General features: G+C 67.2%; 24 protein-coding genes. 16 read left to right on the top strand and 8 right to left on the bottom strand.

The features are described from left to right. Positions 1 to 79: 79 nt before the first annotated feature. The 6 genes from D2T30_RS14035 to D2T30_RS14010 all read right to left on the bottom strand — a co-directional run bounded on the left by D2T30_RS14035 (position 80) and on the right by D2T30_RS14010 (position 5030). A complete protein-coding gene (locus tag D2T30_RS14035; protein ID WP_128209384.1) occupies positions 80 to 1363 on the bottom strand; it encodes a TRAP transporter large permease in 1284 nt (427 codons plus the stop codon). After that, positions 1360 to 1989 (bottom strand): TRAP transporter small permease subunit, encoded by a 630-nt coding sequence (locus tag D2T30_RS14030; protein ID WP_241651288.1) that lies wholly within the window; start codon positions 1987 to 1989, stop codon positions 1360 to 1362. Before D2T30_RS14030 ends, D2T30_RS14035 begins: the two co-directional genes overlap by 4 nt. Beyond that, positions 1986 to 3041: a TRAP transporter substrate-binding protein gene (locus D2T30_RS14025; protein WP_241651287.1), complete on the bottom strand. Its 1056-nt coding sequence runs from the start codon at positions 3039 to 3041 to the stop codon at positions 1986 to 1988. Before D2T30_RS14025 ends, D2T30_RS14030 begins: the two co-directional genes overlap by 4 nt. A gap of 229 nt (positions 3042 to 3270) precedes the next feature. Next, the gene (locus D2T30_RS14020) at positions 3271 to 3948 is read right to left on the bottom strand and encodes a glutathione S-transferase family protein (RefSeq protein WP_128209382.1); all 678 of its coding nucleotides are present in this window, start codon (positions 3946 to 3948) and stop codon (positions 3271 to 3273) included. A 5-nt stretch (positions 3949 to 3953) separates the two neighbouring features. After that, positions 3954 to 4448 carry a carboxymuconolactone decarboxylase family protein gene (locus D2T30_RS14015; RefSeq protein ID WP_128209381.1) on the bottom strand — a complete coding sequence of 165 codons (495 nt, stop codon included), beginning with the start codon at positions 4446 to 4448 and terminating at the stop codon, positions 3954 to 3956. Continuing rightward, a complete protein-coding gene (locus D2T30_RS14010) occupies positions 4449 to 5030 on the bottom strand; it encodes a carboxymuconolactone decarboxylase family protein (protein WP_128209380.1) in 582 nt (193 codons plus the stop codon). A gap of 555 nt (positions 5031 to 5585) precedes the next feature. On the opposite strand from D2T30_RS14010, the gene tauA reads away from it, so the two are divergent. The 3 genes from tauA (at position 5586) to D2T30_RS13995 (ending at position 8178) form a co-directional block, all read left to right on the top strand. Then, the gene (tauA, locus tag D2T30_RS14005; protein ID WP_128209379.1) at positions 5586 to 6560 is read left to right on the top strand and encodes a taurine ABC transporter substrate-binding protein; all 975 of its coding nucleotides are present in this window, start codon (positions 5586 to 5588) and stop codon (positions 6558 to 6560) included. 69 nt (positions 6561 to 6629) lie between these two features. Continuing rightward, complete coding sequence (locus D2T30_RS14000) at positions 6630 to 7409, top strand: taurine ABC transporter ATP-binding protein (RefSeq protein ID WP_128209378.1); 780 nt, start codon at positions 6630 to 6632, stop codon at positions 7407 to 7409. Continuing rightward, positions 7402 to 8178 (top strand): ABC transporter permease subunit, encoded by a 777-nt coding sequence (locus D2T30_RS13995; RefSeq protein ID WP_206612968.1) that lies wholly within the window; start codon positions 7402 to 7404, stop codon positions 8176 to 8178. Before D2T30_RS14000 ends, D2T30_RS13995 begins: the two co-directional genes overlap by 8 nt. A gap of 115 nt (positions 8179 to 8293) precedes the next feature. Here the strand turns inward: D2T30_RS13995 and D2T30_RS13990 are convergent, their stop codons facing one another. Then, on the bottom strand, positions 8294 to 8926 hold the full coding sequence (locus tag D2T30_RS13990) for a TetR/AcrR family transcriptional regulator (protein ID WP_128184547.1): 633 nt from the start codon (positions 8924 to 8926) through the stop codon (positions 8294 to 8296). Positions 8927 to 9034: 108 nt separating this feature from the next. On the opposite strand from D2T30_RS13990, the gene D2T30_RS13985 reads away from it, so the two are divergent. The 12 genes from D2T30_RS13985 to D2T30_RS13930 all read left to right on the top strand — a co-directional run bounded on the left by D2T30_RS13985 (position 9035) and on the right by D2T30_RS13930 (position 20256). Beyond that, the gene (locus D2T30_RS13985; protein ID WP_128209376.1) at positions 9035 to 10084 is read left to right on the top strand and encodes a polyamine ABC transporter substrate-binding protein; all 1050 of its coding nucleotides are present in this window, start codon (positions 9035 to 9037) and stop codon (positions 10082 to 10084) included. Between the two features lie 2 nt (positions 10085 to 10086). After that, positions 10087 to 10941 carry an ABC transporter permease gene (locus tag D2T30_RS13980; RefSeq protein ID WP_128209375.1) on the top strand — a complete coding sequence of 285 codons (855 nt, stop codon included), beginning with the start codon at positions 10087 to 10089 and terminating at the stop codon, positions 10939 to 10941. Next, positions 10938 to 11711 (top strand): ABC transporter permease, encoded by a 774-nt coding sequence (locus D2T30_RS13975; protein ID WP_164884310.1) that lies wholly within the window; start codon positions 10938 to 10940, stop codon positions 11709 to 11711. Before D2T30_RS13980 ends, D2T30_RS13975 begins: the two co-directional genes overlap by 4 nt. Beyond that, the gene (locus tag D2T30_RS13970) at positions 11708 to 12727 is read left to right on the top strand and encodes an ABC transporter ATP-binding protein (RefSeq protein WP_128209374.1); all 1020 of its coding nucleotides are present in this window, start codon (positions 11708 to 11710) and stop codon (positions 12725 to 12727) included. The genes D2T30_RS13975 and D2T30_RS13970 overlap by 4 nt, the downstream gene beginning before the upstream one ends. After that, positions 12724 to 13452 (top strand): MBL fold metallo-hydrolase, encoded by a 729-nt coding sequence (locus tag D2T30_RS13965; RefSeq protein ID WP_128209373.1) that lies wholly within the window; start codon positions 12724 to 12726, stop codon positions 13450 to 13452. The genes D2T30_RS13970 and D2T30_RS13965 overlap by 4 nt, the downstream gene beginning before the upstream one ends. Beyond that, positions 13452 to 14399 (top strand): LysR family transcriptional regulator, encoded by a 948-nt coding sequence (locus D2T30_RS13960; RefSeq protein ID WP_128184557.1) that lies wholly within the window; start codon positions 13452 to 13454, stop codon positions 14397 to 14399. Before D2T30_RS13965 ends, D2T30_RS13960 begins: the two co-directional genes overlap by 1 nt. A gap of 91 nt (positions 14400 to 14490) precedes the next feature. Beyond that, positions 14491 to 15444: an agmatinase gene (gene speB / locus D2T30_RS13955; protein ID WP_128184559.1), complete on the top strand. Its 954-nt coding sequence runs from the start codon at positions 14491 to 14493 to the stop codon at positions 15442 to 15444. Positions 15445 to 15472: 28 nt separating this feature from the next. Beyond that, positions 15473 to 16543: an ABC transporter substrate-binding protein gene (locus D2T30_RS13950; protein WP_128209372.1), complete on the top strand. Its 1071-nt coding sequence runs from the start codon at positions 15473 to 15475 to the stop codon at positions 16541 to 16543. A 27-nt stretch (positions 16544 to 16570) separates the two neighbouring features. Continuing rightward, the gene (locus D2T30_RS13945) at positions 16571 to 17605 is read left to right on the top strand and encodes an ABC transporter ATP-binding protein (protein ID WP_128184563.1); all 1035 of its coding nucleotides are present in this window, start codon (positions 16571 to 16573) and stop codon (positions 17603 to 17605) included. Beyond that, positions 17602 to 18444, top strand: coding sequence for an ABC transporter permease (locus tag D2T30_RS13940; RefSeq protein WP_128209371.1), 843 nt, complete (start codon positions 17602 to 17604; stop codon positions 18442 to 18444). Before D2T30_RS13945 ends, D2T30_RS13940 begins: the two co-directional genes overlap by 4 nt. Next, a complete protein-coding gene (locus D2T30_RS13935) occupies positions 18441 to 19241 on the top strand; it encodes an ABC transporter permease (protein ID WP_128209370.1) in 801 nt (266 codons plus the stop codon). The genes D2T30_RS13940 and D2T30_RS13935 overlap by 4 nt, the downstream gene beginning before the upstream one ends. Then, complete coding sequence (locus D2T30_RS13930; protein WP_128209369.1) at positions 19234 to 20256, top strand: alcohol dehydrogenase catalytic domain-containing protein; 1023 nt, start codon at positions 19234 to 19236, stop codon at positions 20254 to 20256. Before D2T30_RS13935 ends, D2T30_RS13930 begins: the two co-directional genes overlap by 8 nt. A gap of 6 nt (positions 20257 to 20262) precedes the next feature. On the opposite strand, the gene D2T30_RS13925 is transcribed toward D2T30_RS13930, so the two are convergent. After that, the gene (locus D2T30_RS13925; protein ID WP_128209368.1) at positions 20263 to 21306 is read right to left on the bottom strand and encodes a GSU2403 family nucleotidyltransferase fold protein; all 1044 of its coding nucleotides are present in this window, start codon (positions 21304 to 21306) and stop codon (positions 20263 to 20265) included. A gap of 174 nt (positions 21307 to 21480) precedes the next feature. On the opposite strand from D2T30_RS13925, the gene D2T30_RS13920 reads away from it, so the two are divergent. Beyond that, positions 21481 to 22914 carry an NAD(P)/FAD-dependent oxidoreductase gene (locus tag D2T30_RS13920; RefSeq protein ID WP_241651286.1) on the top strand — a complete coding sequence of 478 codons (1434 nt, stop codon included), beginning with the start codon at positions 21481 to 21483 and terminating at the stop codon, positions 22912 to 22914. Positions 22915 to 23160: the final 246 nt, after the last annotated feature.

The raw sequence follows: 23160 nt of genomic DNA, 5'->3' as shown, positions 1-23160 counted from the left end.
GAAATATCCCGCGGGGCGCGGTGAGCCCTTACCCGGATTATCCGCAGCCGGGAGACAAGGCCAGTCCCGGCTGCGGCTGTCATCGCAGGATCTCCGGCAGGAACAGCACGATCTGCGGGAACAGGATGATCAGGATGATCCCCACGAACAGCGAGCCGAGGAACGGCACCACCCCCTTCACCACGTCGTTCAGCGATCCCCGCCCGCGCACGCCCTGAACGACGAAGAGATTGATGCCCACCGGGGGAGTAATCATCGCCGTCTCGATCAGCAGGATGACGAGAATGCCGAACCAGACCGGATCGAAGCCCTGCGACACCAGCACCGGGGTGAAGATCGACACCGTCGCCACCATCAGCGACAGGGTTTCCAGAAACAGCCCCAGCACCAGATAGAACGCGATCACCAGGAACAGCGTCCCGTAGGGGCTGAGCGAAAGGTTCTGGAAAGCGTCGGTGACGCTGCTCGTCAGGCCGATATTGCCGAAGACGAAGTTCAGGAAATAGGCCGCGCTGACGATCGCGATCAGCATCCCCGTGGTGCGGATCGTGCCGAAGAAGGCCGCCCGGATCGCCGAAAGCGTCAATGCCCGCGCGAAAGCCGCGACGATGATCGCGCCCAGGACGCCAAGGGCGGCGGCCTCGGTCGGGGTGGCCCAGCCGGCATAGATCGTGCCGACCACGAGGAAGAAGATGAACAGCGGCGGCAGCAGATGCGGCAACCCGCCGATCCGTTCCCGCCATGTGGCCGAGATCCTTTCGCCGCCCCATTCCGGGCGGATCTTGCAGGCGACCAGCACCGCCATGCTGAACAGCACCGCCAGCCCCAGCCCCGGAATGAACCCCGCCAGATACAGCGCCGGGATCGAGGTATTGGTCAGCGCGCCGAAGATGATCAGGTTGATCGAGGGCGGGATCAGGATGCCAAGCGTCCCCGACGCCGCGATGGAGCCAAGGAACAGCGGCTCGTTGTAGTTGTGGCGCTTGATTTCCGGGATGGCGGTGGTGGCGACGGTCGCGGCGGTGGCGACGGAACTGCCCGAGGTCGCGGCAAACAGCGTCGAGGTGCCGATATTCGCATGCATCAGACCACCCGGCAGCCAGCCCAGCCACCCCGACAGCGCATTGTACATGCGCGAGGCGACGCCCGAGCGCAGCAACAGTTCGCCCATCAGCACGAACAGCGGCACGGCGATCAGCAGCCCGTCGTTCATCGACTGCCATGTGACGGTGCCAATCCCACGCGTCGCCGGGATGAAGGCGAACAGCTCCGACAGGATGACGGCCGAAAGGCCGAGCACCGCCGCCACCGGAACCGACAAAAGCAGTAGCGAAAACAATACGATCAGTGTGACGGCGATCATTTCACCACCTCCTTGCCCTGAGCCTCGGCATTCAGGGCCAGTTCCTCGGCCACCTCGTCATCGGCGCTGAGCGTGCCGATCAGGGCGTTGACCGTCCGCAGATCGCCCGCGCACAGCGCCAGAAGGCTGCGCAAGAACAGCGTGACCGCGGTCACCACGAACAGCAGCAGCCCGGCGAACCACAGGCTTTGCGGGATCCACATGACGACCGACAGCGGCGAGACCGACCGCGACCCCATCGTGTAGCTGCGGTCAAGCAGCAGCCACGCGTATTTCAGCAGCAGGCCGTAAAAGGCGATCAGCCCTGCCATCGCCAGCAGGTCGAGGATCGCCCGCCCGCGCGGCCCGAAGCGCTGATGCACCAGATCGATGCGGATATGCCCGCGGTTCAGCAGCGTCGAGGTGAAGGCGATGGCGGAAACGATGGCCAGCGTGTAACCGCCAAGCTCATCGACCCCGGTGAAGCTGTGATTGGCCAGCCGCCGCATCAGAACCTCTGCACCGACCGCGAAGGACAGCAGCACCAAAAGCCCGCCGCCGAACCAGACGCCGGCGGTGGCAAGGACGCGCAGGACCGCCAGAATCCGGTCGAGCCCGCGCGCGGTGACATCCACGAAGGTGCTCACGGCAGCGGCGCCTCGATGCCAAGGGCGGCGCCCACCGTCGCGTTCCATTCGGTGACGCAATCGGCGCCGCAGCGCTTGGCCCAGCCCGGCAGGACGTAATCGCGGACGATCTCGCGGCCCTTTTCCTTGTCGGCCTCGCTGATCTCGACAACGTCGATCTTGGCCGGGATGCCCATCTTGCATTCGCCGCCCGACAGGCAGGACAGCGCGTCGGTGTCCTGTTCGATCTGCGCGGCCCATGCGGCGGCTTCGAGCTTGCCGTATTCCTCGGTCATGATCTTCTGCGCCTCGGGGCTGAGCCCGTCCCAGACCTGCTTGTTCGCGGCCCAGTAGATCATCGACCAGCCGACATTCATCGGATAGACGGCCTGCGTCACCTCGAACCAGCGGGCGGTGTTGCCGCTCGAGGTGCCGGTGACCGCGCAGTCGGCGACACCGCGCTGCAGGGCGGGGATCACCTCGACGAAGGGAATGGTGACCGAGGTGCCGCCGACGCCCTCGACGAAATCGGCGAGGGTGGAGTTGAAGATGCGGATCTTCTTGCCCTTCAGGTCGGACAGCGCGGAAATCTTGTCCCGGCACCAGAACACCTGACTCGGCAGCGGCGCGAGACCGAGGAGATGGGTGTTGAACTTCTCCTCCATCACCTTCGCCAGAACCGGCTTGTAGGCATCGGTGGCCTTTTTGGCATCGGCATTGGTCAGGGTGACCCCGGCCAGATCGAGCGCCTCGAACCGGGGATCCTCCCCCGCCATGTAGCTGATGTTCTGCGAGGCGAGCTGCAACGTGCCGTCTTGCAGCATCGACAGGACCTCCGGCCCTTTCAGGCTGGCGACGTCATGCGGCACCGCGTCGATCGAGATGACGCCCGCGCCCGCGTCCTTGAACTCGCCGGCGAAGAAGGCCTTTTCCATGCCCCACATGTAGAGGTTCGAGGTATAGCCGATCGCCTTCAGCTTCGTTTCGGCCTGCGCCGAAGACGCGACGACCAGTGCCATCGCGCTGCCCAGCACGAGGCCGCTCAGCCGTCGCGCCGCAGTCTTGCAGGTCATTTCCATCAGGTTCCCTCTCTGTTGTTGCGGCCCGCCTGTTGGTCCGCCGGGTCATGCTGCCCCCGGATCGGCGCGCCATATATATGCCAAATATATGTGAGCGACGCGGGTATGGACGGGGCAACAGTTTTCCGGCCCGGAAGGGGGGCTTCCGGGCCGATGAACAGATTTTAGGCGCCGTGTCGGGGCGCCTGATATGGAATGGGGCAGAAATTGGGCCTGACGGGGCTCAGGCCCCGAAGGGGCCGAGCGCGCGGGACCAGTCGTTGCGATTGCCGCCGGTGGCGATCAGCCCGGCGGAGCGCCCGATCCTGTCGTGAAAGCGCCGCTCCGCCGCGGCATTCAGGGCCCGGCGTGTCGGGGCCAGCGACAGGATCCGCTCGTGGCGCCCGCGCAGCCGGCGCAGCGGCGCCAGAACATGGGTGGCGTAATCCCGGTCCAGCAGCGCGATCCGCCACAGCACCGGCGCGAGCGCCAGATCGACATTCGACAGGCGGGCATCTGCGCGCGCGGCCTCTTCCTCGAAGGTCTGCATCAGGTCCAGCAGGAAATGCTGGGCGATGTCCAGATCGCGGTCGGTCCTTGCCGTCAGCATGTCGCTGAGCCGCGCGGGCAGCCGTTCCGCCACGCGCAGCAGCGCGCGATGCCGCCCCCGCGTCGCGGGATCCTCGGGGTGGAGCGGCTGGCCGGGGTGGAAATCCTCGATCCAGTCGAGGATCGCGGGCAGCGCGCCGGCGCGGATCTCCTGCCCCTCCAGATCGACGACGGAAAGCTGTGTTCCGTGATCGGGTCCCGCCGCGCCGGGCAGCCAGTCGAAGGGCGTTCCGCGATGCAGCAGGGCCAGCGCCGCCGCCTGCGCCGTGGCGCAGTCGAAGGGGGCCGCAAGGCTGAAGGCGACATGGGCCATCGCGGTCACCCTTCCTTCGCGTCCCGGCCCTTCGACACCGCGGGCAGCCGGTTGTGCAAAGTGGCGAAGGCCGATGCAAGCAGCAGGTCCAGCGTTTCCTCCGGGTCGAACCGATCGAGGTGCAGGCGCTGAAGATCCGCGTCCCGCAGGTTCTGGAACGGGGTCGCCAGCCGTGCCGCCGTGGTGACGATCGTGCCCCGGCGCCCGGTGATGGGCGAGGGAAACCCCTCCTCCAGCACCAGATCGACGGTGCGCCGGTCCTTGGTCAGCCGCGCGGCTTCCCGCGCGAAATGGCGGCTGTCCGCGGCGCATCCGGTCTGCACCGATACGGCCAGCGCGGCGAGCGCCTTTTCCCCCCGCGACAGCCCATCGCCGCGATAGAGGATCGCCGCCCCAAGGGCCGCGACCTCGCCCCGGCCGTCATTGCTGGTCCGGGAATCGCCCGCCTGCCACCGGGGGCCGGTCTGCGCGGAACGCTCTGTCGAAACTGCCTGTGCCATCTATGCGACCCTTTCCGAAACATCCCCGCTCACCGCGTCCAGACAGGCCCGCAGCCCGCCGATCAGCACCCCCTGAAACGCCACGAGCGCGACGATCCGCGACAGGATCGCCGCCGCGCCGTCCTGCCAGCCCGCGGCCCGCAGCCCGTCCCCGGACGCCAGATCCGGCCGCAAGGCCAGCGCGCCGGCATGGTCCAGCGCCGCCGACAGCCGCGGCCCCAGCGTTTCGCGGATCATCGGCCGCAACCGGGGCGGGGCGATCCTGTCGCCCGGGGGGATCGCGCGCCGGGCCTCGGCCTCGATATAGGCGGTATCGGCCAGCCGGTCGGACATCGTCAGCCGCAAGAGGCCGCGATAATGGCTCTGCACCGCCAGATCGCCCTGCAGGAACGCGGCGAAGGCCGCCACCGCATGGCGCTCCGCAAGGGAAACGGGGCCGGGATGGGCCGGCGCAAGCAGGGCCTGATAGGCGATTTCGGCGGACCAAAGGACCTCCGGACGCGCGGCAAGAAATTCCACCGCCCGCGGCCCCGCCGCCGCAAGGGCAAGCTGTTCGATCAATGTCTGGTCGGGATTTGGCATGGCACAACAGGCTTCGCGGATTGAACAAGGGATGCCCAAGAATGCCACGCAGCGCCGCGAAAAACGATGAAACAGGCCTTGTCTTTATCGCGCCGCGACGAGGGAGTTTCGCTCCACAGGCCTGTGCGGACAGAATGAAACCAGCGCCGCCGCGCGCGATTCGGCCCGCAGCCCATGCGCCATCCTTCGGTGGCGGAACGCCTCTTCGCCCCCCCTCAAAGAACACATCAGTGCCTTCGGAGCAGTCTTATGTTTTCGTGTTTCCATAAATATCCCGGGGGAGTCGATGGCTTGCCATCGACGGGGGCAGCGCCCCCGGCGCCGGAGCGATTTGCAGACGGCCGGGAGTCATACGCCGGACGGGCCGCTTCGCCGTCGGGCGGAAGAAAAATATTCTCCCCCAAAGCATCGTCCCGAAAGCGGCGCCCCCCAAACCCCGCCGAAAAGGCGATGGCAATCGGCGCGATTTCCCCGATCCTGAGGCCAACGGCGGCATCCGCGACCCATCCGGTCTTGCCGCGTCGGAACATGTTCAACGAAGGATCGTGACGCATCATGAAATTCAAGGCAATTCTCGCGCTTCTGGCCCTGTCGGCCTTCCCGGCCCATGCCGAGGAAGCGACCCTGCGCATCGGCTGGCAGCAGATCGTCGAGCCCGCGCGCGTGCCGCAGGCCGAGGGCACCTATGACACGGAAACCGGGGCGAAGGTCGAATGGCTGCAGTTCGGCGGCGGCGCGGATGTGATCGCGGCGATCGCCTCTGGCTCGATCGACATCGGCTATGTCGGGTCTTCGCCGTTGACGGCGGGGGTCAGCCGCGGCCTGCCGATCGAGACGATCTATGTCGTCGGCAATATCGCGCAATCCGAGGCGCTGGCCGTCAAGGGCATCACGGACCCCAGGGATCTGGTCGGCAAGAAGATCGCCACGCCCTTCGTCTCGACCGCGCATTATTCACTGCTGTCGGCGCTGAAACACTGGGGGATCGACGCGAAGCAGGTGCAGCTTCTGAACCTGCGCCCGCAGGATATCGCCGCGGCGTGGGAACGGGGCGATCTCGACGGGGCCTATGTCTGGGATCCGGTGCTGCAACAGATCAAGGCGACGGGCGGCACGGTTCTGGCCGACAGCGCCGATGTCGCGGAATGGGGCGCGCCGACCTTCGACGCCTGGATCGTGCGCAAGGATTACGCCGAAAAGCATCCCGAGATCGTCACCGCCTTCGTCAAGGTGACGGGCGCCGCGACCGATGCCTATCTGGCCGATCCGGCCGCCTTCACGCCGGACTCTCCGCAGGTCAAGGCGATCGCCGATCTGACCGGCGCGAAGCCCGAGGATGTGCCGCAGCTCCTGCAAGGCTACAAATTCGCCGGGCTGAAGGATCAGACCTCGCCGGCCTTCCTTGGGGGCGAGACGGTCAAGGCGATCACCGACACCGCCGGCTTCCTGGTCGAGCAGGGTTCGATCCCCGCGGCCCTGCCGGATTACTCCGCCGCCGTCGCACCCCGGTTCGCCACCGCCGCGCAATAGCGCCCAGCCATCCCGGCATCTGCCCGTCCCGCCCATGGCGGGGCGGGCTGTCCCGTTGCGGAGAACCCCATGTCGCTTCTGTCCTTTGACGATGTTTCCCTTGATTACAGCACGCAGGGCGCGGTCCTGTCGGGGATCGGCCTGTCCTTCCGCCGGGGCGAGTTCCTGACCGTCATCGGTCGGTCGGGATCGGGCAAGACCTCGCTGCTGAACCTTGCGGCGGGGTTTTTGTCGCCCAGCCGGGGGCGGATCACGCTGGACGGGGCGCCCGTCACCGGACCCGGGCGCGAACGGGCGGTGGTGTTTCAGGACGACGCGCTGTTTCCCTGGCTGACGGTGCGCGAGAACGTCGCCTTCGCGCTGCGCCTGTCCGGCCGGCCGCGGGCGGAACGGTCGGATCGGGCCGAGGCGCTGCTGGCCGGTGTCGGGCTGGCGGGGCAGGGGGCGAAACGGATCTGGCAGCTTTCGGGCGGACAAAGGCAGCGTGTCGGCATCGCGCGGGCACTTGCCGCCGATCCCGCCTTCCTGCTGATGGACGAACCACTGGGCGCGCTCGACGCGATGACGCGCGACCGGATGCAGGAACTGCTGCTGCGCGTCTGGTCGGACAGCGGCGCGGGGGTTCTGCTCATCACCCATTCGGTCGAGGAGGCGCTGTTCTTGGCGACCCGCGTGCTGGTCCTTGCCCCCGATCCGGGGCGGATCGTGATCGACCGGGCGGTGGATTACGGCCAACGCTTTCTGGATGGCGAAACCTCGCGCGCGCTCAGGGCCGAGCCCGGCTTCATCGCCCTGCGCGAGGAACTCGTCGATGCGATCCATGCGGGCGAGGAGGCAAACCATGCGTGATACCCGCCACATGACGCTGCTTACCGGGATCGCCACCCTTGCGATCGTGCTGACGGTCTGGACGCTCGCCTCGACACGGGGCTGGGTGTCGCCGGTCTTCCTGCCCTCGCCCCTGCAGGTGCTGAAGGCCGGGCAACTGCTGATCTCGCAGGGCTATGCGGGCTCGACCCTCGGCGCCCATGCGGCCGCAAGCCTCGGGCGCGTGATGGCGGCGCTGGTGCTGACGGCGCTGGTGGCGGTGCCGGTGGGCGTGCTGATCGCCACCAGCCCGGTGGGGCGCGGCGTGCTGGACCCGATCATCGAATTCGTCCGGCCGCTGCCGCCTTTGGCCTATCTGCCGCTGATCATCATCTGGTTCGGCATCGGGGAACCGTCCAAGATCCTCGTGATCGGGCTCGCCATGCTGGCGCCCATCGCGATTTCGACCGCCGCCGGGGTGCGGCAGGCCTCGCTTGGCCAGATCCATGCCGCGCGCTCCCTTGGCGCGACACGCGGGCAGGTGCTGTGGTTCGTGCTGCTGCCCGCCGCCCTGCCGCAGATCCTGACGGGCGTGCGGATCGCGCTTGGCGCGGGCTGGACGACGCTGGTCGCGGCCGAGCTGGTCGCCGCGGCGCGCGGATTGGGCTACATGATCCAGTCGGCGGCGCAGTTCCTTGTCACCGATGTGGTCATCGCGGGGATTCTGGTGATCTCGGCGCTCGCCTTCGCCTTCGAGGTGATCCTGCGCATCGTCGAGCGCTTGTTCATCCCGTGGGCCAGCCACCGCTAGTCCCCATCGGAACCGAAAGCGTTTTGCCCATCATTCTTCCAGAAATATCCCGGGGGTGAGGCGCTTGCGCTGAGGGGGCAGCGCCCCCTTTCTCCCGCGCCACATGCGTCCACGATCACGGTCTCAGCGCGATCAGCCCCGTCACTGCATGCAGCCGGGCAAAAAGGCTGTCCTTGAGCGCCGCAAGCGTCATCTCCTCCTGCATCGCGAATTGGGTGAAGGCGGCGTTGAGATCGTTGAACAGGATCAGGCCGAGCGCCCCGGCATCCGCCTCGGCGCGGATCGATCCGCGTGCCTGCAACGCCCGCAGCAGGGCCGTGACCTGCGCGGCAAGCTGCGCGTCCAGATCATGGTAGCGGCGCGAAAAGGGTGTTTCCGGATGCTGGATCGCCATCGCCATCGCGGTGCGCCACATCTCTTTCGTCAGATAGACCAGCGAATGGTCGTAATAGGTCGAGATCAGCCGCCGCAGCGCCAGTTCGACGGCTTCGGGCGGCGCGGCGACGACGGCGGCGCCCTGATGCAGGACTTCCTCCACCTCCATCGTGACGATCGCCAGCAGCAGCTCAGCCTTGTTCTCGTAGTAGTTGTAGAAGGTGCCGACGGAGACCTCGGCCGCCTCGGCGATGGAATCGATTCGCGCCGCCTCGTATCCGACCTGCCCGAAAAGTGTGCTCGCAGCCTTCAGCAGGCTGCGGTTGCGCCGGGCTTTCTGTTTCGCGCGCAGTCCCGTCGTCGGGCCGGTCATCGGCAATCTCCTATTCGCTAAAATTAGCATTGACTGTAAAAATGAATGCGTTCAACTTTTTTCTGAAGAAGGCGCCACAGATGCGCCGCTGACCGACAGGAGACGGAAATGACGCTGAAACACACCTGCGCCGTTGCGGCGCTCTGCCTTGGTTTCGCCGGTGCCGCCGATGCGCAGGAATTGAACGCCCTGATCTGGTGCGACCACGCCGATCCGGCCCTGCTGGAACCGTTCGAGACGGCGCATGGCGTGCGGGTGAACACCAAGGAATACGAAGGCACCGCGGCGGGGCTGACGATCCTCGAACAATCCCGGCCGGGGGACTGGGACGTGATGGTGATCGACGCGGTGGATGTCGGGCGCGCGGTCGAACGCGACCTGCTCGCCCCCCTGCCGGTGGATCAGCTTCCGGTCGCGGATTATTTCCCGCAGGTGGTTCTGGACGAAAACAACACCGTCGACGGCGTGACCTATGCGGTGACCGAGAAATTCGGCTACAACACCATCGCCTACAACAAGGCCAAGGTCGATCCCGAGGACATGAAAAGCCTCGCTTCGCTGTGGTCGGGAAAATATGCCGGGCGGATCGCGGTCTATGATTACTACCTGCCGGTCGAGGGGCTCGTCGGTCTGTCGCAGGGCATCGCGACGGCGGATCTGGACGCCGCGGCGCTGGACAAGATCCGCGAACCGCTGTTCGCGCTGAAGGCCGCCTCGAAACAGGTTTCCGACGTGGTGGCAAGCCAGACCGCGCTGGCGACCGGGGAGGTGGACATCCTTGTCGGCGGCGGCGAATGGCTGACGGCGGTGCTGCATGAGGAAAACGCCGATCTCGACTGGACCATCCCCGAGGAAGGCGGGCTCGTCTGGGCGCAGTCTCTGGCGGTGCTGAAGGATTCGACGCGGCCAGACCTCGCGCTGGAATTCGTGAAATACATCACCTCGCCCGAGGGGCAGGCCCGGCTGGCGACGTCTTCGTGCTACTGGGGCATGCCCGCGAACCGCAAGGCCGAGGCGCATCTGGACGACGCGCAAAAGGCCATCCTGCGGTGGGACGAACAGGCCGACTATCTGGCCCGCGCGCAGCTTTACCCGGTGCCCGACGCGGCGACGGATGCGGCGATGCAGGACCTCTGGACCGACATGTTGCAGCACTGAAGATGCGCATCGAGACCCGCGAAAGACGACTGGGCGCGGCGCTGGTCGCCCCGGCGCTGATCTGGACGGTGGCCTTTTTCGTGCTGCCCTTCGCGGCGATGGTCTGGATGAGCCTTGCGCATCTGGACGGGCGCATGGTGGTGCCGGGGCCGGACGCGGGCAACTACCTGCGGATCTTCACCGAGCCGTCGCTGCGCCGGGGCATCTGGGTGTCGTTGCAGATCACCGCGATCGTCACGGTGATTTCCGTCCTGCTGGCATGGCCGCTGGCGTGGATCATCGCGATGCGGGTGCCGCCGCAATGGCGCAGGCTGGCGCTGCTGCTGGCCGTCCTGCCGTTCTGGACCTCCTATGTGGTGCGGTCCTATTCTTGGGCGCTGGTGCTGGGCGAGAGGGGCGTGGTGATGAACGCGCTGACCGGGATTGGCCTGTTGTCCGAGCCGGTGCAGATCATGGCCACACGCTCGGCCACGGTGATCGGCTTCGTGCATTTCTTCGTCATGCTGCTGACGCTGACGATCTACGCGAACCTCGTGCAGCTGTCGCCGAACTACGCCCGCGCGGCCGAGGATCTGGGCGCCTCGCGGTTTCAGGTGATCCGGCTGGTGATCCTGCCATTGACGCTGCCCGGGGTGGTGACCGGGGCGTTCCTGACCTTCGTGCTGTGCATCGGCGATTACATCACCCCGCAGATCCTTGGCGGCAACAACGAGCTGACGGTGCCCCAGCTCATCATGCTGCAACTGGGGCGGCGGGGGGATTATCCGATGGCCTCGGCGCTCGCCGTGGTGCTGATGGCGATCGTGACGCTGGCCTATGCCGCCTGCGCCCGCTGGCTGAGGATGGACCGGCTATGATGCGCTTCCTGTCATGGGCCTATCTGGCCGCGACCTTCGCCTTCATCCTGCTGCCGGTCGTGGTGCTGGTGGTCTTTTCCTTTCAGGACGGGCGTCTGCCGGTGCCGCCCTTTCGCGGCGCGACTTTGCGTTGGTATGGCGAGATCCTCGGAAACCGGGCGCTGATGGCGGCCCTGCGCAATTCGCTGCTGGTCGCATCCGGGTCGGCGCTTGTGTCGGTGGTGCTGGGGTTTCTGGCGGCCTCGGGGCTCGCGCGGGTGGCGCTGCCGGGATCGGCGCTGATGCGGGGCGTGCTGATCGCGCCGATGACGGTCAGCTATCTGATCATCGCGCTCGGCCTGTTGCAGATGTTCAATCAGGTGGGGATCCGGCCGTCGCTGATCGCCACGGGGATCGGCCATGTGGTCATCAACCTGCCCCTGTGCTTCGCCATCCTATATGCGGCGATGGGGGAACATCAGCGCAACGCCATGCGCGCGGCGCGCGATCTGGGCGCGGCGGAATGGCAGGTGCTGTGGCTGATCTCGGTGCCGATGCTGGCGCCGGCGGTGGCGGCGGCCTTCTTCCTCAGCTTCACCTTCAGCTGGGACGAATTCATCATCGCCTTCCTGCTGACGCGCTTCGACGTGACCCTGCCGGTCGAGATCTGGTCGATGCTGCGCTCCGGCCTGTCGCCCAAGACCAACGCGATCGGGTCGCTGGTCTTCCTCGTCTCGGTCGTGATGGTCGTGGCGCTTGAGCTTACCCTGTTCCGAAAGGCCCGGACATGACCGCGGAAGTCCGTTTCGACGCCGTTCAGCACCGTTTTGGCAGCTTCACCGCGCTGCATCAGGTGGACCTGACCATCGCGGCGGGGGAATTCATCGTGCTGCTCGGCCCCTCGGGCTGCGGCAAGACCACGCTGCTGTCGATCCTCGGCGGGTTCCTGACGCCCTCGGCGGGGCGGGTGCTGATCGGCGGGCGGGACATGACCCATGTCGCGCCGAAAGACCGCCCGACGACGACGATGTTTCAGGATTACGCGCTGTTCCCGCATATGTCGCTGCGCGACAACGTGGGGTTCGGGCTGCGCATGCGCGGCATCGGCCGGGCGGCGCGAAACGCCCGCGCCGGGGAGATGCTCGACATGGTGGGATTGGCCGACAAGGCCGGGCGGCGCCCGCATGAACTGTCCGGCGGACAGCGGCAGCGGGTGGCGCTGGCCCGCGCGCTGGCCGTGTCGCCCGATGTGCTGCTGCTCGATGAGCCGCTCGGCGCGCTCGACCTCAAACTCCGCCGCCAGATGCAGGAGGAGCTGAAGGCGATCCAGCGCCGGGTCGGCACCACCTTCGTCCATGTCACCCACGATCAGGAAGAGGCGATGGCCGTCGCCGACCGGATCGTGGTGATGAATCAGGGCCGGATCGAGCATTGCGGAACCCCGCAAGAGGTCTACCTGCGCCCCGCCACCCTGTTTTCCGCGAATTTCATGGGCGAGGTGAACCGGATCCCCGTCGCTTCGGGGGGCGCGACGCCGCTTGGCCCGATGCCCTTCGGGCAGGGCACGCTCTGCCTGCGGCCGGAATCCATCGGGCTTGCGGGGGATCTGCCGCTGGGTCCGGCGCGGCTGGAGGAGGCCGCCTTCTTCGGCGCCTATCTGCGTTGCTATTTCCGACCCGTCGCGGCACCCGGGATGCGGCTTGTCGCGCACCTGCCGCAGGGGCTACATCTGAAGGTGGGTGACGAGGTGGCGCTGTTCGCCCGCGATCCCGTGATCCTGCCCACTGAGTCCGGAGCCGTCGCATGACCCGCATTCCCCCCGCCGACTGGTATCGCATCCGCCCGGTGGCCGATGGCATAACCCATATCGACGAACCCTTCATCCGGGAATTCTACCGCTGCAACATCTGGCATGTGCGCGGGCGGGACCGGGACATGCTGGTCGACAGCGGCATGGGCGTGGTGTCGCTGCGCGCATGGGTGCCCTTGGTGACGGAACGGCCGCTCGACGCGGTGGCGAGCCATACCCACTTCGACCATATCGGCTGCCATCACGAATTTCCCTGCCGGCTGTGCCATGCGGCGGAGGCGGCGATCCTCGCCGCGCCGACGCGGGACAACACTTCGGCGGCGAATTACGTCAGCGACGAGATCTTCGACGCCCTGCCGCCCGAGCCCTATCAATCCGCGACCTACGGCGTCGCCCCCGCGCCCGCGACGCGGATACTGACTGACGGCGATATCATCGACCTTGGCGACCGGCATTTCGAGGTGATCCACACCCCCGGCCATTCCCCCGGCGGCATCGCCCTGTGGGAGGCGGCGACGGGTGTGCTGATCTCGGGCGATATCCTCTATGACGGCCCGCTGATCGAAGGCGAAAGCCCCGAGGAACAGGCGCAATACATCGCCTCGATGCGGCGGCTGCGCGATCTGCCGGCGCGGGTGGTGCATGGCGGGCATTTCCCCTCTTTTTCCGGCGAAAGGCTGCGCGAACTGATCGACGACTGGCTGCGCGCCAAGGGCGCCTGATGCAGCTTGCGGGCACCGATATCCGCCTGCTGCGGGTCTTTGACGCGGTGGTGCGCCATCGCGGCTTCGCCGCCGCGCAGGCGGAGCTGAACGTCGGGCAATCGACGATCTCGAACCAGATCGCGGCGCTGGAGGACCGGCTTGGCGTGACCCTGTGCCGCCGGGGTCGGGCCGGATTTCGTCTGACGCAGAAGGGCGAGGCGGTGCATCGCGCCGTCCGCCGCCTGCTGGTGGCGATGGATGGCTTCGTCACCGAAACCGCGGCGCTGCGCGACACGCTGGCCGGGACGCTGCGGATCGGCGTCGTGGACATGCTGGTGACCGATCCGAACTTCCGCCTGCCCGAGGCGCTGGCCGCGCTTGACCGCCGCGCACCCGCCATCCGCTACGAAATCTCGCAATGTTCGCCGCAGGACCTTCAGGCGCGGGTGCTGGAAGGCACGCTGCACATCGGTATCGGTTCGTTCCCCCACAAGGTCGAGGGGCTGCGCTACATCCCGCTCTACGAGGAACGGAATACCCTCTATTGCGGGCAGGGGCATCCGCTGTGGACGGTGCCCGAGGCCGATCTGACGGCGGAATTCGTCGCCTCGATGCGGACGGTGGGGCGCAGCTACTGGCGCGAGGATCACTGGAACAACCGCGATTTTCCGAATTCCACGGCGATGGCGCAGGGGCTGGAACAGCAGTTGATCCTGATCCTGACCGGGGCCTTCATCGGCTATCTGCCCGATCACATGGCGCGGCGCTGGCGCGACCACGACCGGCTGCGGCAACTGCTGCCCGGGCGGTTCGTCTATACCTGCCCGTTCGACGCGGTGGTGCGGCAGGGGACGGATCTTTCGCCGCTCGCCGCCGCGCTGGTGACGGAGCTGGAGGCGCTCTATCCCGCGCCGCTGGCGGCCTCGGGTTTCGGGGCCGAAAAATGCGGCAGGGATGAATCCTGACATTCACTAATATAAAAGTGAATGCCGCATACGTTGCTATTTATTCGCATGAACTCCCGCGCCATCCTGTGCCTGACCGGAGGTGCGCAAGATGACCAGAACGCTCAACCAGCCGCTTGGCGGCAATACCATGCCGCGTTTCGGCGGCCCGAACACGATGATGCGGCTGCCGATGGCGGACAGCGCGGCGGGGCTCGACGCCTGTTTCCTTGGCATTCCGATGGATATCGGCACCTCGAACCGTTCGGGCACCCGGCTCGGCCCGCGCCAGATCCGCGACGAAAGCCGGATGATCCGCCCCTACAACATGGCGACCGGCGCGGCGCCCTTCGAGGCCTTGCAGGTGGCCGACATCGGCGACGTGCCGATCAACACCTTTGATTTGAAGAAATCCGTCGACATCATCACCGCACATTACGACGAGGTGCTGTCGCACGGGGTGATCCCGCTGACGCTTGGCGGCGATCACACGCTGACATGGCCCATCCTGCGCGCGATCCGCAAGCGCCACGGGCCGGTCGCGCTGATCCATGTCGATGCGCATTCCGACACGAACGAGGACATGTTCGGCGAAACCGTCGCCCACGGCTGCCCGTTCCGCCGCGCATGGGAAGACGGCTGCCTGATCAACGACAAGGTGTTCCAGATCGGCCTGCGCGGCAGCGGCTATTCGCGCGAGGAATTCGACTGGGGCCGCCGGCAGGGCTGGACCTGCATTCAGGCCGAGGAATGCTGGCACAAATCCCTCACCCCCCTGATGCAGGAAATCCGCGCGAAGATCGGCGACGCGCCGGTTTATCTGAGCTATGATATCGACAGCCTCGACCCCGCTTTCGCGCCCGGCACCGGCACGGTCGAGGTTGGCGGCTTGACGACGATGCAGGGGTTGGAGATCATCCGGGGATGCGCCGGGCTGAACCTGGTGGGGGGCGATCTGGTCGAGGTCTCGCCGCCCTACGACCCGGCGGGCAATACCGCGGTGATCGCCGCCAACTTTCTCTTTGAAATGCTCTGCGCGCTGCCCGGCGTGCCGCGGGGCCGTTGAAAACAACCAGCCGGACAGGGGAAAAACCATGTTCAACAGACGTCAGTTCCTGAGCACCACCGCCGGCACCGCGGTGATGACGCTGGCCGCGCCTGCAATCCTGCGCGCCGCTGGCACGCCTTTGAAGGTCGGCACCTATGGCGGCTATTTTCAGGACAGCTTCGACAAGTTCATCTTTCCGGATTTCACCGCGGAAACCGGGATCGAGATCCAGTCCATCGGCGAACCGACGGGCGAGGCATGGCTCGTGCAGCTTGGACAGGCGGCGCGCGCGGGTCAGGCGCCGGCCGATGTGTCGATGATGGCGCAGGTGGCGCGGATCAAGGGCGAACGCTCGGGTCTCTGGGCGAAGCTCGATGACGGGGCGATGAAGAACCTCGGCAATCTGCCGGAGCATTTCGTTCATCGCTATGAGGACGGTGCCTTCTACGGCACCGGCGCGGTGAGCTGGTATGTCACGCTCGTCACCAATACCACGACCTATCCCGAGGCGCCGACCTCGTGGCAGGCGTTGTGGGCGCCCGAGCAGAAGGACCGGCTGGGTCTGATGTCGCTCGCCTCCAACTCCTTCCTGCTGGAAATCACCGCGACGACCTATTTCGGCGGGACCGACATTCTGGACACCGAGGAAGGCATCCTTCAGGTCATGGCGAAACTTGGCGAGCTGAAGCCGAACGTGCGGCTGTGGTATCGCGACGAAGGCCAGTTCCAGCAGGCGCTGGAAACCGGCGAAATCCCGATGGGCGAATATTACCACGACGTGACGGGGCTTGCCGCGTCGCAGGGCAAACCCGTGCGCTCGACCTTCCCGGACGAAGGCGCGGTGCTGGATTCGGGGTCCTGGGTGGTGTCGCGGGCCTCAAAGGCGCTGGATCAGGCGCAGATCTTCATCGACTACATGGCGCAGCCGGCGATTCAGGCGAAGCTCTCGCGCAATGTGGGCACCGCGCCCACCGTCGCGCGCGATCTGACCGACCTGACGGATGAGGAATTCGCCGCCGTCTCGTCGGACAAGACGCCGATCCTGCCGAAGGCGGTCCTTTACGTCGACAAGGCGGATTGGGTTTCGCAGAAATGGTCCGAACTGGTCACCGGCTGACCCGCCGCGTAGCAAGGAAGATGCCGCATGACCGAACTCCGGATCGAGGGGCTGAGCAAGCGTTTCGGCACCTATTTCGCGCTCGATGACGTGTCGATCACCATCCCGCATGGCCGCTTCGTCTGCCTGCTCGGTCCCTCGGGCTGCGGCAAGACCACGCTTTTGCGCGTCATCGCCGGGCTCGAGGCGCCAAGCGCGGGCCGGGTGCTGGTCGATGGCGTCGACCAGACCGCCGTGCCCACGCATAAACGCGGCATGGGCATGGTGTTCCAGTCGCTGGCGCTGTTTCCGCATCTGGATGTGGCGGGCAACATCGCCTATCCGCTGGCGATCCGCGGTGTCGACCGTGCGAAACGCGCGGCGCGGGCGCAGGAACTGCTCGACCTCGTGAAGCTGCCCGGCATGGGCGGGCGGCGCATCCATCAGCTTTCGGGCGGGCAGCGCCAGCGGGTGGCCATCGCGCGCGGCCTGTCGATCGACCCGCAGGTCTTTCTGCTGGACGAACCTCTCTCGGCGCTCGACGCCGGGCTGCGCGAGCATATGCAGATCGAGCTGCGGCAGATCCAGCAAAGCCTTGGCGTCACCACCGTCGTCGTCACCCATGACCAGAAAGAGGCGCTGACGATGGCCGATTTGGTCATCGTGATGAAGGAGGGCAAGGTCCAGCAGGCGGGCACCCCGATGGAGGTCTACCACGCCCCCGCCAATGCCTTCGTCGCGGATTTCATCGGCTCGACCAACCTGATGCCGTGCGATTGCGACGGCAAGGCGATCTCGGTCCTTGGGGCGCGACTGCCGGTGGTGGAGGGCGACCTGATCCGCGCGACTGGCGCGGCGCAGCTGTCCGTCCGGCCCGAGAATGTGGCGCTGGTCCCGCCGGCCGAGGGTATCCCCGCCGAAGTCACCTTCATCCGCGATCTGGGCGAGAGCGTGCATTTCGTCATGACCGCGGGAGGGCGGACGATCACCGCGCAGGTGCCCCCCGCCGCGCGGCCCGAAATCGCGGTCGGCGATGCGGTGGGGCTGGCGTTCCGCCCCGGCCATCGTGTGGTGCTGGCATGAACGGCGCGGTGACCCCGCGCTGGATCGCGCTCTGGCCGGCGCTGATGCTGGGGCTGTTCTTCCTCGTGCCGTTCGGGATCATGATCTCGGTGTCCTTCGCGCAGCGCGACGCGGGCGGTTTTTACCAGCCGGGGTTCGAACTGGCGAGCTATGCCCGCTTCCTCGCGCCGTTCTTTGCCCGGGTGCTGGGGGTGTCGCTGGCGGTATCGCTTGGCGCGGCGGCGATCTGCGTGCTGCTGGCCTTTCCGTTCACCGTGTTCCTCGCCTCGATGAGCCGCAAGGTGCAGACGCGGGTGCTGGTCGTGCTGCTGTCGGTGCTGTCGCTGTCCGAAGTGATCATCGGCTTTTCGCTGTCCACGCTGCTGTCGCAGACGGCGGGGATCGGCAATCTGTTCTATTGGCTCGGCCTGATCGAGGCGCCGCGCGCCTATACCCCCTCGCTCTTCGCGCTGATGACCGGGCTGTGCTATCTGGGCTTCCCCTTCGCGGTGCTGGTGCTTTACGCGCCGGTTTCGCGCCTCGATCCCGAGGTGGTCGAGGCCGCCCGCACCATGGGCGCCTCTGCCCCGCGCGCCTTTATGGGCGTCGTCGTGCCGATGCTGCGCGGCGCGATCGTGGGGGCGTTCATCCTCGTCTTCGTCTTCACGCTGGGGTCCTATCTGCTGCCGCAGCTTCTGGGCCGGCCCGAGCACTGGACCCTTTCGGTCCACATCACCGATCAGGCGATCTATCAGGCGAACCTGCCCTTTGCCGCGGCGATGTCGGTGTTCCTGATGCTGGTGGCGATGGCGCTGGTCGGGCTGTCGTCGCTGGCCGCGCGGGACGGGGGGGCGGCATGAGCCAGCACCTGAAGCTCGCCTACATCTGCGTCATCCTCGCGCTGCTGGCGGCGCCTTTGGTGATCGTCACCGGGGTGTCGCTGAACGCCGGGCAGAGCCTGCGCTTCCCGCCCGATGGCGTGTCGCTGCGCTGGTATCTGGCGCTGTTCCGGGAACAGGAATGGCTGGTGCCGATGCGGAATTCGCTGATCATCGCGGCCTGCGCCTCGGCGCTCGCCGTGCTGATCGCGGCGCCGCTGGCGTTGTATGCGTGGGAACGGACCGGGTGGCTGGCCAAGCTGCTGACCGGGATGGGCATGGCGCCCTTTGCACTGCCGCCGGTGATTTCCGCGCTCGGCTTCATGATCTTCTGGATGACCGTCGGCGGCTACGGGCAGATCTGGGCCACGATCGTCTCGCACGGGGTGTTTCTGGTGACGCTGCCCCTGGTGACCATCTCGCTCGGCCTCAAGGCGATGGACCGCGCATTGATCGAGGCCGCCCGCACCATGGGCGCCGACCGCCGCACGGTGATGCGCACGCTGATCCTGCCGCTGCTGGTGCCCTATGTCGTCTCGGGCTACGCCTTCGCCTTCGTGCTCAGCCTGAACGAATACATCATCGCCTATATGGTCGCGGGCTTCACGGTCGAGACGCTGCCGGTCAAGATCTTCAACGCCCTGCGCTATGGCTATACGCCGATCCTCGGTGTCGTGTCGGTGCTGTTCGCGGGCTTCGCGGCGCTGGTCTTCGGGCTGATCGGCCGGTTCGGCAACCTGCCGCGCCTGATGGGGGCGGAACGGGTGCGCGATGAATGACCTGCCCATGACGATGCGCGCGGTGGTCTGCGACGCGCCGGGCGCGGCCCTGACCCTGCGGCAGGTCCCGCGGCCCGAGCCGGGACCGGGGCAATACCTCGTAAGGCTGGAGGCCTGCGGTCTGTGCCATTCCGACCTGCATGTCCAGCGGGGCGAGGAACCGCTGCCGCCCGAAGCCTTCCCCCTGATCCTTGGCCATGAGGGGATCGGCCGGATCGTCGCGGGTGACGGGCCGTTGCCTCTGGGCACACGGGTGGGGCTGCCGTGGCTTTACGACACCTGCCTTGCCTGCGATCCCTGCCTGACGGGGCGGGAAACCTATTGCGCGCGGCAGAAGGCGCGCGGGCTCGATGCGCCGGGGGCATTCGCGGACTATGCGCTGCTCGAACAGGATTTCGCCGTGAGGATTCCCGACGCGCTGGACCCGGTCGAGGCGGGGCCGCTGCTGTGCGCCGGGCTGACCGCATGGTCGGCTTTGGCCCGGTGCGAGGTGCTGCCGGGGCGGCGGCTGCTGATCATCGGGGCGGGCGGGCTTGGCCAATATGCGCTGGAAATCGGTCTGGCGCGGGGCCTGCGCGTCGCGGTGGTCGAGCCTGACGCCGCGAAACGCGCGGCGGCGCTGGCACGGGGGGCGGCGCTGGCCGTCGGCCCCGACGATGCGCAGGCGATCCGCGACTGGGGCGGGGCAGACATCACGCTGAACTTCGCGCCGACGCCAAGGGTCTGGGATCTGATCGCGGCGGCAGCCAATCCGCTCAGCCAGATCGTCGCGGTGGCGCTGGTGCATGATCCGGTGCCGCTGTCGATGATGTGGCTGATCAACGGCGGCCATCGGGTGACGGGATCCTCGGTCGGCACGCGGGCGGAACTGCGTGCTTTCCTTGACTTCGCCGCCGGGCGCAGTTTCGCGGTGGAGCTGGAGCGGATCCCCCTCGCCGCCGTCGGCGAGGCGCTGGAACGGCTTGCCCGCGGGGAAATCCGGGGCCGCGCGGTGGTGGATTTCACCCTGACCTGAACGGCTTCACCAGTCGGGTTCCGTCCGCCCCTTCCGCGGTTCCGCATAGGGCAGGGCAAGCGCGGCGATCTCGCGCGGGATGGCGCTGTGGCGGCGCGGGTCGAGCCTTTCGCCCGGCAGCCTTTCGTCGATGAGCTGAAACACCGCCTCGGCCTGTTCGCGGTCGCGCTTCGCCTTGTCGCGCTGCCGGTCCTCCTTCGCCGAGATCCAGAGCTTGTGCGCCGCCCACGCGGCGGGGGCGGGGGCCGTCACCTCGACCGGATAGCCCCGGTCGTCGATGACCGCCGCGCTCAGCGCCGGCACGTTGACGAGCCATTCGAGCCCGGCGATCGGCGTGGGCACCGCGTCGCCCACGATGCCCGTCGCCTGCCCCGGCGTGGGTCGATGCGCCGGTCGGGCCTCGGGCCGGATGAACTCGACCATGAAGCCGTCCTTGTTGGTCAGCCGGTAATCCCCGGCGCGCCGCTGCGCGAAGCTGCCGTCCACGCCCTTCAGGATCGCGTCGAGGCCGCGGACCTCCTCGCTCAGGATCACGCGCAGGGGGGCGCGGTCGTCGACCAGCACGTCCAGATCCGCCGTGGCGAGGAAGCCGCTTTGCAGTTCGACCCCCGCCGCGGCCTCGTAGACATACAGCGCATGGGTGCCGACGATGCGAAAGCGCGCGGCGGCGGGGCTGTCGTTCAGCCTGCGGATCACCCGCGCGGCGATCGCCGGCATCCGCAGATGGCCAAGCGCGCGCATGACCGAGGCACCGCTGTCGATCCGCGCGGAAAGTGCCGCCAGCCGTTCCTCGGCCTCCGCCTTCTGTTGCTCGAACCGGCGCAGGATCTCCTCGGTCTCCGGGCCGCGCGGGCCGAGGCTGAGCGTCTTGCGCACCCCGTGCCGCCGCGTCCGGCGGTAAAGGTAGTCGCGGCCCGAACGTTCCTCGAACCGCATCGAGCCGCCGAGTTCGGACTGGAATTCATGCCGCACGCGCCGGTATTCTTCATAGGCGGCGACAAGGTCGATTCGGTCGCGGATGACGCGGCTGTCCAAGTCCTTGAAAAACATCGATTTGGTGTCCGGATTGCGATTTCTGCAAGAATAGACACCAAATCCATCTATTTCAAATGGTTAGATTGATCGTTGCCGTTTCCCGCCCATATGGCCGCGTTCCCGGACAGAATACCCGGCGGGGTGGCGGTGAAGAGCCTCGAGGCCTCAGGGCTTGGCCCGGCGATGACCATGACCTATCACGGTCTGACCGGCAGGCTGTGCGCCCGGATGGAAGATGACACGATGATAAACGGCGAGATTTCCTTCTGGTATGCGGATATGGGCGGGGTGCCGGGCTATCGTCCGGCGCTGCCCGGCGACCTTTCGGCCGATGTCTGCATCGTGGGCGCCGGGTTCACCGGGCTCTGGACGGCCTATTACCTGCTCAAGGCGCGGCCCGACCTGTCGGTCGTCCTTCTGGAAAAGGAATTCGCGGGCTTCGGCGCCTCTGGCCGCAACGGCGGCTGGTGTTCGGGCGAATTCGCCTGGAACCGCGGGAAATATCTGGCAGGCGGCACCCGGGACGGCGTGATCGCCTTCGAGGCGCAGGCCCGCGCCGCCGTGGCCGAGGTCGTCCGCGTCACCCGCGAGGAAGGCATCGACGCCGATATCGTCGAGACGGACTGTCTCACCTACGCCTGCACCCCCGCCCAATGGGAGCGCGCGCAGGCGGATTACGCGGCGGCGCTGGACTGGCAGGTGCCGCTGTCGCGGATCGAACTGATCGGCGCCGAAGAGGCCACGGCCCGGATCCGCATTCCCGGCACGAAAGGCGCGCTGGTGCTGCACGGCGTCGCCCGGGTGCAGCCGGCCAAGCTGGTGCGCGGGCTGGCCGAGGTGGTCGAGCGCATGGGCGCGCGCATCTGCGAACAGACCACCGTGACCGAAATCGCCAAGGGGCGCGTCATCACCGATCGCGGCGTGGTCTCGGCCCCGCGCATCATCCGCGCGACCGAGGGCTTCACCGCCACGCTCCCCGGCAGCCGGCGCGACCTGATCCCGCTCAACAGCGCGCTGATCGTGACCGAGCCGCTGCCCGACGCGCTCTGGGAAGACATCGGCTGGCAGGGGCGGGAACTGCTGTCGGATTACTCGCACGCCTATTGCTACGCGCAGCGCACGCGCGAGGGGCGGATCGCCATGGGCGGGCGCGGCGTGCCCTATCGCTTCGGTTCGGGGATCGACGACCGCGGCCGCACGCAGGCGGCGACGATCGCGCAGCTGAAGGAGATCCTCGCCCGGATGCTGCCGCAGACGCGTGGCTTGCGGCTCGACCATGCGTGGTGCGGGGTGCTGGGCGTGCCGCGCGACTGGTGCGTGACGGCGGGGCTCGACCCGGAAACGGGCATCGGCTGGGCAGGCGGCTATGTGGGGGTCGGGGTGTCGACCTCGAACCTGTCGGGCCGCACGCTGGCCGATCTGCTGCTGGACCGGCAGACGGCGCTGACCGCGCTCCCCTGGGTGAACCGCAGGCCGCGGAAATGGGAGCCCGAGCCGTTCCGCTGGCTTGGCGTGCATGGCATGTATCAGCTCTATCACCTTGCGGACCGCCGCGAGGCCGCGGGCGGCGGCAACAAGACATCACGGCTGGCCGCGCTGGCCGACCGCATCACCGGGCACTGACCGCCTGTCCGGCGGGAGGGACCATGATCGACCTTTCCGCCCCGTGACCTGGTATTCCAGTCTGCGCCTTGATGTTTCAGGCTTCGGGCGCTGCGCGTCCGAGCCTGCCGGCGATGTTGGCGATGAGTTGTCCGAGGGTTTCTTGGACCTCTGGTCTGGCTTCCGCGCTGGTGAGGGAGATGGCGATGCCGGCGAGGGGTTTTTGTGCGGCGTTGAGGACGGCGGCGCCGAGGCAGATCATGCCTT

Origin of the sequence: Paenirhodobacter populi, from assembly GCF_004022215.1 — a bacterium.
GTDB lineage: Bacteria > Pseudomonadota > Alphaproteobacteria > Rhodobacterales > Rhodobacteraceae > Rhodobacter > Rhodobacter populi.
Note: the sequence above shows the minus strand (reverse complement) of the source record. Positions and strands in the feature narration are given on the sequence as shown.

Excerpts from the sequence above, each read along its gene's own strand:
- D2T30_RS13985 (WP_128209376.1), top strand. The coding sequence starts at position 9,035 with ATGACGCTGAAACACACCTGCGCCGTTGCGGCGCTCTGCCTTGGTTTC.
- D2T30_RS13945 (WP_128184563.1), top strand. The coding sequence starts at position 16,571 with ATGACCGAACTCCGGATCGAGGGGCTGAGCAAGCGTTTCGGCACCTAT.
- D2T30_RS13990 (WP_128184547.1), bottom strand. The coding sequence starts at position 8,926 with ATGACCGGCCCGACGACGGGACTGCGCGCGAAACAGAAAGCCCGGCGC.
- D2T30_RS13965 (WP_128209373.1), top strand. The coding sequence starts at position 12,724 with ATGACCCGCATTCCCCCCGCCGACTGGTATCGCATCCGCCCGGTGGCC.
- D2T30_RS14000 (WP_128209378.1), top strand. The coding sequence starts at position 6,630 with ATGTCGCTTCTGTCCTTTGACGATGTTTCCCTTGATTACAGCACGCAG.
- D2T30_RS14025 (WP_241651287.1), bottom strand. The coding sequence starts at position 3,041 with ATGACCTGCAAGACTGCGGCGCGACGGCTGAGCGGCCTCGTGCTGGGC.
- D2T30_RS13960 (WP_128184557.1), top strand. The coding sequence starts at position 13,452 with ATGCAGCTTGCGGGCACCGATATCCGCCTGCTGCGGGTCTTTGACGCG.
- D2T30_RS14020 (WP_128209382.1), bottom strand. The coding sequence starts at position 3,948 with ATGGCCCATGTCGCCTTCAGCCTTGCGGCCCCCTTCGACTGCGCCACG.
- D2T30_RS13950 (WP_128209372.1), top strand. The coding sequence starts at position 15,473 with ATGTTCAACAGACGTCAGTTCCTGAGCACCACCGCCGGCACCGCGGTG.
- D2T30_RS13930 (WP_128209369.1), top strand. The coding sequence starts at position 19,234 with ATGAATGACCTGCCCATGACGATGCGCGCGGTGGTCTGCGACGCGCCG.
- D2T30_RS13970 (WP_128209374.1), top strand. The coding sequence starts at position 11,708 with ATGACCGCGGAAGTCCGTTTCGACGCCGTTCAGCACCGTTTTGGCAGC.
- D2T30_RS13940 (WP_128209371.1), top strand. The coding sequence starts at position 17,602 with ATGAACGGCGCGGTGACCCCGCGCTGGATCGCGCTCTGGCCGGCGCTG.
- speB (WP_128184559.1), top strand. The coding sequence starts at position 14,491 with ATGACCAGAACGCTCAACCAGCCGCTTGGCGGCAATACCATGCCGCGT.
- D2T30_RS13925 (WP_128209368.1), bottom strand. The coding sequence starts at position 21,306 with ATGTTTTTCAAGGACTTGGACAGCCGCGTCATCCGCGACCGAATCGAC.
- tauA (WP_128209379.1), top strand. The coding sequence starts at position 5,586 with ATGAAATTCAAGGCAATTCTCGCGCTTCTGGCCCTGTCGGCCTTCCCG.
- D2T30_RS14015 (WP_128209381.1), bottom strand. The coding sequence starts at position 4,448 with ATGGCACAGGCAGTTTCGACAGAGCGTTCCGCGCAGACCGGCCCCCGG.
- D2T30_RS13935 (WP_128209370.1), top strand. The coding sequence starts at position 18,441 with ATGAGCCAGCACCTGAAGCTCGCCTACATCTGCGTCATCCTCGCGCTG.
- D2T30_RS13980 (WP_128209375.1), top strand. The coding sequence starts at position 10,087 with ATGCGCATCGAGACCCGCGAAAGACGACTGGGCGCGGCGCTGGTCGCC.
- D2T30_RS13920 (WP_241651286.1), top strand. The coding sequence starts at position 21,481 with ATGACCTATCACGGTCTGACCGGCAGGCTGTGCGCCCGGATGGAAGAT.
- D2T30_RS13995 (WP_206612968.1), top strand. The coding sequence starts at position 7,402 with ATGCGTGATACCCGCCACATGACGCTGCTTACCGGGATCGCCACCCTT.
- D2T30_RS14010 (WP_128209380.1), bottom strand. The coding sequence starts at position 5,030 with ATGCCAAATCCCGACCAGACATTGATCGAACAGCTTGCCCTTGCGGCG.
- D2T30_RS13975 (WP_164884310.1), top strand. The coding sequence starts at position 10,938 with ATGATGCGCTTCCTGTCATGGGCCTATCTGGCCGCGACCTTCGCCTTC.
- D2T30_RS14035 (WP_128209384.1), bottom strand. The coding sequence starts at position 1,363 with ATGATCGCCGTCACACTGATCGTATTGTTTTCGCTACTGCTTTTGTCG.